Annotated in this window: 10 protein-coding genes; 3 read left to right on the plus strand and 7 right to left on the minus strand. The window is 43.2% G+C overall.

The genetic code is table 11. From position 1 onward, the window contains the following. The first annotated feature begins 155 nt into the window (after positions 1–155). Together RT064_RS08805 and RT064_RS08810 are read left to right on the plus strand one after the other, a co-directional pair. On the plus strand, positions 156–1,679 hold the full coding sequence (locus RT064_RS08805; RefSeq protein ID WP_313062902.1) for an AAA family ATPase: 1,524 nt from the start codon (positions 156–158) through the stop codon (positions 1,677–1,679). Positions 1,680–1,682: 3 nt separating this feature from the next. Beyond that, positions 1,683–2,285, plus strand: coding sequence for a retron system putative HNH endonuclease (locus tag RT064_RS08810; protein ID WP_313062904.1), 603 nt, complete (start codon positions 1,683–1,685; stop codon positions 2,283–2,285). A 63-nt stretch (positions 2,286–2,348) separates the two neighbouring features. Here the strand turns inward: RT064_RS08810 and serA are convergent, their stop codons facing one another. Next, a complete protein-coding gene (gene serA / locus RT064_RS08815; protein ID WP_138017899.1) occupies positions 2,349–3,581 on the minus strand; it encodes a phosphoglycerate dehydrogenase in 1,233 nt (410 codons plus the stop codon). A gap of 219 nt (positions 3,582–3,800) precedes the next feature. On the opposite strand from serA, the gene RT064_RS08820 reads away from it, so the two are divergent. Further along, a complete protein-coding gene (locus tag RT064_RS08820) occupies positions 3,801–5,210 on the plus strand; it encodes an FAD-binding oxidoreductase (protein WP_313062906.1) in 1,410 nt (469 codons plus the stop codon). A gap of 83 nt (positions 5,211–5,293) precedes the next feature. Here the strand turns inward: RT064_RS08820 and RT064_RS08825 are convergent, their stop codons facing one another. From RT064_RS08825 to RT064_RS08850, 6 genes are all read right to left on the minus strand, one after another. Then, entirely contained in the window at positions 5,294–5,911 is a 618-nt protein-coding gene (locus tag RT064_RS08825) for an LOG family protein (RefSeq protein ID WP_313062936.1), read from the minus strand. Between the two features lie 424 nt (positions 5,912–6,335). After that, positions 6,336–8,729: an ATP-binding protein gene (locus RT064_RS08830; RefSeq protein ID WP_313062908.1), complete on the minus strand. Its 2,394-nt coding sequence runs from the start codon at positions 8,727–8,729 to the stop codon at positions 6,336–6,338. Positions 8,730–9,083: 354 nt separating this feature from the next. Next, on the minus strand, positions 9,084–9,677 hold the full coding sequence (locus RT064_RS08835; protein WP_409519558.1) for a TPM domain-containing protein: 594 nt from the start codon (positions 9,675–9,677) through the stop codon (positions 9,084–9,086). Between the two features lie 105 nt (positions 9,678–9,782). Then, positions 9,783–11,048 carry a TPM domain-containing protein gene (locus RT064_RS08840; protein WP_313062909.1) on the minus strand — a complete coding sequence of 422 codons (1,266 nt, stop codon included), beginning with the start codon at positions 11,046–11,048 and terminating at the stop codon, positions 9,783–9,785. 190 nt (positions 11,049–11,238) lie between these two features. Further along, positions 11,239–11,964: a LemA family protein gene (locus RT064_RS08845; protein WP_313062910.1), complete on the minus strand. Its 726-nt coding sequence runs from the start codon at positions 11,962–11,964 to the stop codon at positions 11,239–11,241. A gap of 245 nt (positions 11,965–12,209) precedes the next feature. Continuing rightward, positions 12,210–12,860, minus strand: a complete 651-nt coding sequence (locus RT064_RS08850) for a YceI family protein (RefSeq protein ID WP_313062912.1) — start codon at positions 12,858–12,860, stop codon at positions 12,210–12,212. Between the last annotated feature and the right edge of the window lie 11 nt (positions 12,861–12,871).

Below are 12,871 nucleotides of genomic sequence, written 5' to 3' on the forward strand. Positions count from 1 at the left end.
AAAAACAGTTGGGCGCGGATGCCGAGCCAAAACGCATGAAATATAAAAAGATTGCAAAATAGTTAGCGATTTTTGCCTAATAATTTATGCTATATTAACCCTACTCAAGTGATTTGAGTGGGGTTTTTTAATCGTTTTTGATAGTGGAAAATATCATGAAAATCAAACAATTACATTTAAAAAATTATGGCAGGTTTGAAGATTTGACGGTTGACTTTGCTCCGACTGAAGATAGAGCGAGTAATGTAACGGTAATTGTGGGGAATAATGGAGCAGGTAAATCGCAAATTTTGCAAGCGTTGGCGACTGGGCTAAGTTGGTTTGTGAATGGTATTCGCAATGAAATGAGTGGTTTCGAAATTGATAATAAATTAATTAAAAACAATACAGATGAAGCTAATATCATTATTGATTTTGACTTTGACGCAAATAACTTTATAAATCAAGCGGGTTTATTGGAGATTATTCGCTGGAATACAAATAAAGTAAGAGATGGTAAGAATGGTAAATTTCCAAGTTATACGAAAGAGTTAAATAAGGTGATTAAGTCTTTCAGAAATAAAAACTCTCATATTTCTGATTTATCTTTGCCTTTAATTGTCTTTTATCCTGTTGAACGTTCAATAATTGGAAATTCGCAAGCAGATATTCTATCTAGTCAATTTAATCGATTCGATGCCTATCATGCTTGTGTTGATAGTGCTGGAATTGATTTTTATGATTTTTTTAAGTGGTTTCGACAACAAGAAGATATTGAAAATGAAATAAAAGCAAATGTAATATTAACTGAGAGTGAATACATTGAAAGATTGAATACTCTTATTGCTGAAAAAAATGAAATCGAAAATATTTATAATTCTATGAAAGATGAAAATTCTTTTTATAGTAAATTAGTTAATACAGAACTAGGCTCAAGCTTGAATAATTTAATGGAAAAATTAGAAAGGCTCACAGAAATTAATCAGGAAAAAATAGACTATTTAAATTCAGTTAAACATATTTCGACTAGAGAAAGTATAGCTGTTGAGACTTTGTTAAGAGTTAAAAAATCAATTGAAGAATTTACAGGATTTAGAAATCCACGCATACGCCGTCAAGGCACGCCCACCATGATAGTTGAAAAAGACGGTGAAGAACTGGACGTAAACCAACTTTCTCAAGGCGAAAAATCCCTACTCGCTCTCGTTGGCGACATCGCTAGACGATTAGCCATTCTTAACCCAAGCCTTGACGACCCACTACACGGCGAAGGCGTTGTCATGATTGACGAAGTCGATTTACACCTCCACCCAAAATGGCAACACGACCTTATCGACAAGCTTGTCAAAACCTTTCCCAAAGTCCAATTTATTCTAACCACACACTCACCGCTTATCGTTAGCGACAGACAGGATATTTTGGTCTATTCGCTCGACAATGGCGAACTTCAGCAAATGCCGAATGTCTATGGCGAAGATGCGAATACCTTGCTCAATGATATTTTTGACGTACCCGCTCGTACGCCCGAAATTGACAAGGCATTTAATGACATTCGCCGAGCGATTAGCCATAAAGAACTGGAAAGTGCGGAAAGCCAAATCAATAACATAGCGAAAAAAGTATCATCCAGTAATACCGAATTGCTAAAAGTGAGATTGATGCTTGCCCAAGCAAAACTTACTCGAAATAAAGTGAGTTAAACAATGCAATTCATTAATAAAAAACTTTCTATGCCTGTTCAAGTTGAAGATTGGGTCAAAAATGAAAAACCTAACGGTTGGACTTTAGGGAAAGATTATAAAGATGGCTATGAAATACTACGGGAACAATTAAGACCTGAGCAGAAGAATTTATGTTGTTATTGTTGTCAAGCATTGGAAACTCAAGTAACTATTGAGCATGTAAAAAGTAGGAATTTATATCCCGCACTCACTTACGACTATAATAATCTGCTACTTTCTTGTAAAACACCCAAGCAATGCGACAATGCAAAAGGAAATCAAGAATTAGATTTAAACCCCTTGATGATTGAATGTGATATTGAAATTAAAATTAATTTTGCAGGCGAGCTTGAAAGTAAATCTACTAGAGCCGAACAGGCAATTACTATTCTTAATTTAAACAATCCAACGCTATGCAATAAACGCAAAGCTAAAATTGATATGATAAGCTTTACTTTTGACCCAAGCTCAGCCAATATTCCAATTAAAATTATGGACAGGGAAAACCTAGACACGATTTTACAAGCTTTTAGTGATACCGTAGAATATCAAGAATTCCAATATATTCTTAGAAAGTTAGCATAATAAATATTGAAAACCAGCTTAATTAGCTGGTTTCTCTATTTCAAAAAATTTAAGCATTTTCAATTAAAACAACACCCGCACCCGAATGGTTTCTGGAATATTTTTAAGCGCTTCAACCGCTTGTGCAGAATCACCACTGCCCACATCCATCACCAGATAGCCCACATCTTCTTCCGTCATCAGACTTTGGGCAAAGATATTGATATTGGCATCGGCAAAGGATTTGTTAATCTGTGACAACACGCCAGGCACGTTTTGGTGAATATGTAGCAAACGATGCGTGCCTTCTTTTTGCGGCATACTAACATTTGGGAAGTTCACTGAGGTTGCAGTATCACCCATATCAGAGTAACGCACAAATTTTTCTGCCACTTCAAGACCGATATTGGCTTGGGCTTCTTGGGTTGATCCACCGATATGCGGTGTCAAAATCACGTTGTCAAACGCGCGCAGTGGTGATTCAAATTCTTCATCCGCTGATTTTGGCTCTTTAGGGAACACGTCAATCGCCGCGCCCAAAATATGGCCGCTTTGTAGGGCTGCTGCCAGCGCATCAATATCCACACATTTACCACGCGCCGCATTAATAAGATGTGCGCCTGGCTTCATAGCAGCCAATTCTGTAGCGGTAATCATATTACGCGTACTTGGCAAATCTGGTACATGCAAAGTGACCACATCGGCTTTACCAAGCAGTTCTTCTAGGCTACCCACTTGGGTGGCGTTGCCCAGTGGCAATTTGGTGACCACATCATGATAAATGACTTTCATACCAAGGCTTTCAGCGAGTACTGATAACTGGGTGCCAATAGAGCCATAACCCACGATACCCAAAGTTTTGCCGCGCACTTCATAGCTGTCTTTGGCAGATTTGTTCCAGCCGCCACGGTGTACCACCGCATTTTTTTCAGGGATACCGCGCATCAGCATGATGATTTCGGCAAGTACAAGCTCCGCGACAGAGCGGGTGTTAGAGTAAGGGGCATTAAAGACAGGGATACCCAGCTCACGGGCAGCTTCCAAGTCCACTTGGTTGGTGCCAATACAAAAACAGCCAATGGCGATGAGCTTTTCGGCTTTTTCTAAAATATCGCGGGTCAAATGGGTGCGAGAACGAATGCCGATAAAATGCGCATCTTTGATTTTTTCGCTAAGCTCTTCAGGGTCTAAGGCGGTTTTGATGTTCTCAACATTGTGATAACCTGCCTCTGACAGCACTTTAAAGGCATTGTCATGCAAGCCTTCAAGCATCAAAAAGCGGATTTTGTCTTTCTCAAGTGATAGATTTTGTGCCATAACAACCCCTAGTCAGTATTTTTAGTCAATTATCCTATCACACTTGCTGGGTTTTTTGTGGTGAAATTCCAGCAAGATGGCATGATTTTTTTGTCTTATGGGTAAAAAATTCTTCATCAATCGCCAGTGTTTTTGTCAAAATTTATGCCGTTAGTTATGCTATGATAGAGCCTCAAAAACCTTTTCAATCTGTATAAAAATATGGGTAAAAGCCACGCCATGACTGCTAATCAGACCGCCATCAATACGCTCATTGAACAACTACACCAGCAAGGATTTGACGAACACCAAATCAAAACCGATGCGGACAGTTTGGGCTTTTGGGGCAAAGATTGGACCAAGCATTTTGAACCCAATGCCAGCGCCATTGTCTTCCCAAAATCCACCCAGCAAGTGCAAGCCATCGTCAAGCTATGTAATAAGCTTAACATCGTCATTACCCCAAGCGGTGGACGGACGGGTCTATCCGCAGGGGCCGTTGCCGCCAATGGCGAGGTGGTGATTAGCCTTGATAAAATGCACCAAGTATTGGGCTTCTACCCTGCTGACCGTATGGTGGAAGTGGAGGCCGGTATCGTCACCAAAGCGCTGCAAGACTTTGCCCAGCAGCAAGGGTTATACTATCCCGTGGACTTTGCGTCAGCCGGTTCAAGCCAGCTTGGCGGTAACATTGGCACCAATGCCGGCGGTATCAAAGTCATCAAATACGGCATGACCCGCAACTGGATTTTGGGCATGACAGTAGTGACAGGTAAAGGCGATATTTTGCACCTTAATAAAGGCATGATAAAAAATGCCACGGGTTATGACTTGCGTCATTTGTTTATCGGGGCAGAAGGCACCTTAGGCATTGTCACTGAAGTGCAAGTCAAGCTAGAGCGCCAGCCCAAAAACCTAACTGTCATGGTGCTTGGCGTACCAGAGTTTGCCAATATCATGCAAATCCTGTCAGCCTTTCAAAGCAAAATGGATTTGACCGCGTTTGAATTTTTTGATGATGTCGCCGTTGATAAATTACTTGCCACAGGGCATGTGCAAAAACCGTTTGAAACCGATGCGCCGTTTTATGCACTACTCGAATTTGAAGCGCCGTACGAGCCGATTATGGACATGGCGATGCAGATTTTTGAAGACTGTATGAGCGAAGGCTGGGTGCTTGATGGGGTAATGAGCCAATCGATTCACCAAGCCCAAGAGCTATGGAAACTGCGCGAGTATATCTCCGAGACCATCTCGGTATTTACCCCGTACAAAAATGACATCTCCGTACTCATCAGCCGCGTGCCAGAGTTTATCGCGGATATCGATGCCATTGTTAGCCAAAACTATCCGGATTTTCAAGTGTGCTGGTTTGGGCATATCGGCGATGGTAATTTACACTTAAATATTTTAAAACCAGAAAACCTTAGCAAAGACGAATTTTTTGAAAAATGCCAAGTGGTCAACAAGTACGTGTTTGAAACGGTGCAAAAATACAACGGCTCTATCTCAGCGGAGCATGGCGTGGGGATGACCAAAAAGCCGTATCTTAATTACACCCGTCCTGAAGAAGAAATTGATTATTTACGTGCCATCAAGCAAGTCTTTGACCCCAAGGGGATTATGAATCGTGGTAAGATTTTCGACTAGATAACACTGTTACAAAAAAGGGATACAAAAAAAAGATACAAAAAAAGACCTTTAACTTAGGTCTTTTTTTGTCGCTCACAGGGTTAGATTTTATTCACATTCAGCGTGTCTGGCATTTTAACTATCGGTTTGAGTAGTTCAATGGCATCGGCGACAGTATTACAAACGATTAATCGTTGTAAATCTTCTGGTTTCATAAAACCTTGCTCAGCGGTAAAGCGTAGATGTTCAACCAATTTGTCATAAAAACCATTGATATTGAGAATAATCATCGGTTTTTCATGTTGATAAAGCTGTCGCCAAGTGGCAATTTCCATGATTTCCTCAAGGGTGCCAAGCCCACCTGGCAAAGTGATAAAGGCACTAGCATACTCTGCCATGATGGCTTTACGGGTATGCATGGTATCGGTCAAATGCAAACGCGTCAGCCCGCCATGCGCCACTTCTCGATCCATCATAAACTCAGGAATCACGCCCACGGCAATGCCGTTTTTTTCAATCACACCATCGGCAACCGCGCCCATACAGCCAATCACCGCACCGCCATACACCAGACCTAACCCCGCTTCAACCAATGCCCTACCCAATTCATGCGCCGATTGGACATAGACAGGGTCATTGCCTTTGCGAGAGCCGCAATACACAGCGACTAAAGGGACATCAATATCATGAAGTTTGACAATTTGTGCAATATCGCTCATTTCTTTACTAGTAATAATATCTACGGGTGTCATGCTTTTTCCTTTTAATGTATTGTCATTATAGGTCAATCATCCTACAAATTCGTGAACGCATCCTAGGCGCAGCGTATCTCATTTTGGCTACATTTGGCGCATAGGCATTATAATTGGTGCAGTTGGCGAAAAATAAAGCAATGGCTGTTAAAAAACAACCAATGAAAGGTTGAATAAGATAGCCTCGATAAGAACAATAGGCTATCAAAAACCTTCAAGTAGATATCCTAATAAGTATGATGGGCATGGGCATGGGCATCGGCAGCGATGCCATTGCCACTGGCATAGAGGTTGGCGAGAAAATATTGCGCTTGCTGTTCGTATTCAGACGTTGGGGTCATACCGCATTCCGCGAAATTTGATGGGGTCAAAAGGTTTACATTGTGTCTGTTTATAGCGGCTGATACAACACGCCGACCAACAACACCGTGATATCCTTCGCTGCTGGGGCAATCTGTACCGTATCAAGTGCTATTGACTGAGCATCATACGTGGTTGCCAAGGTGTCGATTTGGCTTTGTAACTGATGCCCGATGCTGTCTAACTCCTGTTGTAGCTGCTGGCGAATCGCATCAAGCTCTGCGACGGTTTGTTTGTTGGCATTGATATCGCCTACCGAGTTCATGGCACGTTTGACGTTATTGATATTGGTCTGTGACAACGCCTTGCGTCCCATAAACGCGCCTAAGACCGCAGAACCAATACTGACCCCTGCATCCAGCCAGCCTTTACTTGACTCAGCGGCTTGTTGTTGGTATTTTTCATTGGCAGCTTGCAGTTTTTTGGCTAGCGCGTCTTGTTTTTTAGCAAAGCTATCACGCAGCTGGGCAATGGCGATATCACGCTGTTCATGCAGTGGTACGATGAGTCGATTGCGGAAGGCTTCTTCGCTCTCTGCCACTTGGCTATACAGCTTTAAACTATCGACATACCACAGATTTAACACTTGCTGCTGACGGATGGCTTCTTTCACCGCTTTTTCCCAAGTTTTCCATGATGCCTTGTCGAGCGCTTGGGTAGGCAGTTGTTTGAGCACAGCAGGTTGGTGCGGAGCCGATTGTAACTGCTCAAAGGTCAAATCACTTAAAATCGCTTGATGCCAATCTACCACCAACGGCGGCTCACCAAATGCTGTGGTTAATAATAGCTGCTGCTGACTTTGGGCGCCTGATTTTTTGTCATTAAAAAATACCCGCGCATAGGCAAAGGCAGTAGGCTCATAGAAGGTTTGCCCATCGCCCGCCATGTCTTTGGGGGCATAATACAAGCCCACATCCTTAGGCAAGGCAGGCGGCTGACTCATGGTGCTTGCTAATGGATTGATGGCAGGCATGGTGGCTTGAGCTTGCGCTGGGTCTGTAGGAGCAGCGGCTTGGCTATTGGCTTTGAGCTGTGCTATGGCTTGTTTGCTAAGCGGTCCTGATAAGTAGTTGAGCGTGAAGCGGGTGCTAAAAATCACAGGACTGGCGTCATGCACATTGTGCAGCAAAAATTGGCGTTTACCAAGTTTATCAAACCACGCATTGAGCGCCGCTTTGTCCAGTCCACTGCTACCGCTGGCAGAGAGCAAGCCATCCATCACCCGTTCACGGTCTTGCGCAGTCTGCAACCGACCGATAAACCAAGTACCTGCGTTGGATAAGGCTTTGTAGTCCAAGTCCACTGGGTTTTGGGTTGATAACACAATCCCCAAACCAAATGCACGCGCTTGTTTTAGTAGGGTCAACAGCAATACTTTGGTCGGTGGATTGCCAATCGGCGGTAAATAGCCAAACACTTCATCCATGTAAAAAATTGCCCGCAAGGTTGAGGTGCCTTGCTGACGGCGCATCCAGCCCAATAAATTGGTGAGTAACAAGGTGACAAAAAATAAACGCTCATCATCAGATAGATGCGCAATATTGAGCACACTGGTTTGTGCTTTGCCGTTTTTATCATAAAACAGTGCGCCAGCATCCAGTGGCATGCCTTTAAGCCAGCTGGCAAAACTCGGTGATGCCAAAAGCGTATTGAGCTTCATCGCCAGTGCGCCACGGTCTTTATCCGCAAATACTTGTGACAGCGGTAGGATGCCGATTTTGTCAAACGGTGGCGTTTGGATTTGGGTAATCAAATCCACCAAGGTTAAAGTTTGGTTGTTATCCCAGGCGTTTTTAAGTAGCTGTGCCAAAAACACATGCTCTGGCGCAAGGTTATCCCCATCGACTTTTAATAGCACCAACAGTGCCGACACTGTCGCATCGATATACTCAGCATAACCTTCGCTATCTTGTTTGACACTATCTGGCGGCGGCACGAGATTGCCAAGTAGGGCAATGGGTAAGCCATTCTCGCTACCTGGGGTATAGACACTGACACGATTGGCGGCTTTGAGTGCTTGCACACGCTCTGGGGTTTGAAAACTGTTGCCAAGCCCTTGTTGCCAGTTTTCTGCGGTTTGCTTGGCAAACTCTGCCACACTCATACCCGCTTGATTTGCCATGCCGCTATCAATCCACGGCTCAAAGTCACTGGCTGCCAAATTTGGGAACGTCAATGCCAAATTGCCCAAGTCACCTTTGGGGTCAATCGCAATCACCGGAATATTATCCAGCGCAGCTTCTTCCAGTAAACTAATCCCCAAACCCGTCTTACCCGAGCCTGTCATCCCGATAATCACCGCATGGGTTGTTAAGTCAGCTGCATCATACAGGGTTGCTTGACCTTGTGTACGCTCTGGGTACACGTCTTGACCGAGATAAAATTGACCGATACTATCAGCAATATTATTGGTAAGCGTTGGCATGGAATTCCCTCAAAATTTTTATAAGTAATGATTTATCGCTAACATGATGATTGGTCTAATTGTCTAACTGCCTAATTGTCTAAGAAGCTGAGTGGCGGTATGTCGGTTTTATTATAGGTAAAATTTTATCATTTCGCCTAGCAAAATTTGTCGATTCTTTTGTCGAGCCTTAACGCAATTTTTAGCGCCGCAAAGATAATGCTTAATAATTTTTGATAACCAAGTTTTTGAAATTTACTCGCTTACTGTTTGGTAATAAAAATTTAGCAATAAAAGCTGAGCAATAAAAAAAGCGATGGGTGACATCGCTTTTGGTAGGATTGCATCATCGCACTATGCTAATTAAGTTTAAAACTACTTTATAAAAATCATCTTGTCAGCGATTTCGTTGCCGCTTGGGTCATTGTCTAATTGGTAATATTGACGAAGCAATTGCCCCACATCGCCCAATAGCGCAACCAAGCTCTCAATGTGTCGATTGGCTTTAATACCTTCGATAGCCTTGTCGCACATCGCTTGCCACATGGTTGGCATCACATGGCTATTGATGCCTCTATCGGCGACAATCTCCAGACGCCGCTCACAGATATTAAGATACACCAACACCCCAGTATTATCCTGCGTATCCCAGACGCGATAATCCCCAAAAACTTCGATTGCTCTGTCTCGGCTGTTTTGTAGCCGTGCGGACGAAATGGGCAAATGATTCTCAATCACTAACACCACTTCGCCGCGATGCCCTTGCTCAGCTTCGGTAATTGCTTGATTGAGCTGTTGTTGAGCAGTAGGCGTTAACCACCGATTGTGCAGGCTAGGTATAAACGCAACTTGACGCCACCATCTAGCCCAACTTGGCACAGTGGAAGTGACTGTCGCCATCGGTGAGGTGTAAGCAATGGTTTCTTCGTTGGCACCATTCGTTGCTGTTATTGGGTCATTTGTGCTCATGAAAATTCCATAAAAAATAATGAAGTATATAGTTGATGATAAGGGGTAAATTTAAAATAATTTTTTCAATAATTTTTTATTAACTAGCCGATTACTGACTACTGATTACCAATCGCCACCAGCACCGCCGCCGCCAAAGCCGCCACCGCCGCCACTAAATCCACCACCGCCAAAACCGCCTCCACCAAAGCCGCCACCCGGTAGGAAAACAACCCCGCCCCCGCCTCTGCCACCGCGACCACCACCGCCACCTCGAAATAGCAAGAATAAAAAGACAATAAATGCCACAAATATACTGCCCAATAAGCCTGCACCAAAAATTGTACCAAGTGTTACAATACCACCTGCCGTAGCAATAGAACCAAAAAAGCGCCCTAATATACTGGTCAAAATCATGCCAGCCACAAAGCCAAAAAAGCCTAGAAAGATAAGCGGTATACCACCCTCTTGATTTGACTGGGCATTGGTATTGACTCGATTGGCATCTGCTTGCTTTAAAATAGCAGGATCGGTCGTCAAACGTTCTTCAATGCGATTAATTCCCGCTGTGATACCCCCAGCATAATCGCCTTGTTTAAATCTTGGGGTTATGTCATCGCTAATAATGCGTTTAGCGACGGCATCAGGAATGGTACCTTCAAGACCATAGCCCGTTAAAATGTACATTTTACGGTCATTGACGGCAACAACCATCAACAGACCTTGATCGGTGTCTTTTTTGCCCAGTTTCCAGCGATCAGCGACTTTCATTGAATAGTCAAAAATATCCTCTCCATTGGTGGTTGGTACAATGACTACGGCTGCTTGCGCCAAACCGCGGTCATTAAGACTACGCAGTTTGGTTTCAATCGCCTGTTTGTCACTGGCAGATAAAATTTTTGCTTCATCAATGACAGGGTTATTTAGAATTAGTTTATCAGCGGTGACAGGGGCTTGGGTTGATTGCTTGGATGTGGTAGTCGTAGTCGTCTGGGCATTAGCGGTAGCGGTAGCTGTTGCCTGATTGCCAGTTGCTTGAGTATTGACCCCTGGTATCGGCAGCGCATCATTGCCTAACGTCTCTTTAATTGCATCATTATTAAGTACAGCATCATTGAGCGCTTCATTGGTTTGTGCGGTTTTGGCAATCGCAACCATGTCCTCAACACTATGATCTTGTAATGTGGGCTTAGCGGTAACGGTTGCGGAATTGGCTGTCGCCGTGGCAGTTTCTGCGACGGCAGCCATAGGCACCGCAAGCCCAGTGCCCATAGTCAGTGCAGTAAAAGTACTTAATAGCAACCGCTTGTCTAACAAACGTGATGACAATTTTTGCGGCTGTTTATGCGAGCGCTGTAAATTGGGCTGTGTCTTTACAATATTCAATGACACCTGTGTTTCCTCAAAGTATGCAATTTTTTTATTATGATGTAGTCAATTCAACAACTATTTTAAAAAATCAGTCTGGCAATTTATGCAAATCTTATCCACTGAGCCTGCCACCGACTGATGGCAGACTATTTAAAAAAATCTTCTTCACTTTTAACTCTTAACCTTTAACCATACAGTTAACAATGGTGAATTAGGGTTTTGCTGTCGCGGTAGCCGAATTATTTATAGGCTGACCACCGGCATTGGCAGTGTTCCCACTGTTTTGCACTGGCTGACCGCCTGCATTTGCGGTGTTAGTATTGTTATTGCCAAAATCGACGGTTGGTGCGGTTGAGATTTGCGCCTCATTGGCCACGGTAAAGTTCGGACGGGTATGCATACCAAACACTTTTGCGGTGATATTGGTTGGGAATTGGCGTACGGTAGTATTATAAGTTTGAACGTCTTGGATATAACGACCACGTGCCACGGTAATGCGGTTTTCGGTACCTTCAAGCTGTGCTTGTAATTCTTGGAATTGCTTGTCTGCTTTTAGGTCGGGATAGCGCTCTGACACTGCCATTAGGCGCGATAATGCACCGCCCAATTGATCTTGCGCTTGTTGATAACGTTGGAAAGCCGCTGGGTCATTGAGTACATCGGCACTCACATTGATAGTCGTCGCTTGTGAACGCGCTTGTGTGACTTGGGTTAAGGTCGCTTGTTCGTGCTGGGCATAACGCTCAACGACTTTGACCAAGTTTGGAATCAAGTCAGCACGGCGCTGGTATTGGTTGACTACTTCTGACCATGAGGCGTTGATTTGCTCATCTTGCGCTTGCATAGCGTTATAACCACAACCTGTTAAATTGGCAGAACCCACCACTAACGCTGCGGCTAATAAGGTGTTTTTTACTGTGGTATTGAATGATTTCATAAGTTTTCCTCAAAAATAAATTAAATAAAGTAATGTTTAGGTTTTTGAAAATTATGAAGCTATGCTTGGCTACTGTAAATTTACGTTTTGTATAGTGCTGTATGGTTTTGTATCAAACTGCAGCCCCATGAAACCACGTTTATAAACCCCCGCTTGGCTTGGTTGAAAGATGCCCTATCAGCATTCCATAAAAAAAGACCAGTCAACGCTGATCTTTTTGATTACCTTCATTATCTACTAAAAAATTATTGCTGAGCGGCTTCAATTTGAATGACTAATTTCACCTTTTTACTCACGCCCATTTTGACATAACCATCAATCCCCCAATCGGTACGGTCAATCGTGGTTTCAAAATCACCACCGTACACATATGCCATGAGTAACGGACTTGGATAACTGTTAAATTTGCTCGCTGTCAACGTAATAGGGCGAGTTTTTTTGAGCAGAGTTAAATTACCTTTAATTTGGTGTAGTTGACCCTTTTTAAAGATAAATTTGGTAGAGGTAAAGTGGGCAGTTGGATATTTATCGGCATTAAAAAAGTCTTTACTTTTTAAGTGTTCATCAAACGCTTTATGACCTGTTTGCAATTTTTCCAACGGAATATCCAGGTTGATTTGCCCTGTTTGATTGTCGGGGTCAAATACCATGTCGCCTTCCAAGCCATAAAACCCACCATGATTGGTCGAGGTACCAAAATGGTCAATGCTAAATCGCACATTGGTGTGCATCGGGTCAAGTTTATAGTTGATTGAATCAGATTTGACGATTTTTTTGCTTACTGCTTTTGCGCCTAAGCTGAAAGTTTTAGCCAAGACTTTTTTGGTCAAAATGGCAGTGGTTGCCACGCCTGCAAGTTTGGCAAGTGCCCCTAAGTTGTTCGTTTTATCTTTCATGAACTTTCCTT

It is taken from the genome of Moraxella sp. CTOTU49097 (genome assembly GCF_032064105.1).
Classification (GTDB): Bacteria; Pseudomonadota; Gammaproteobacteria; order Pseudomonadales; family Moraxellaceae; genus Faucicola; species Faucicola osloensis_B.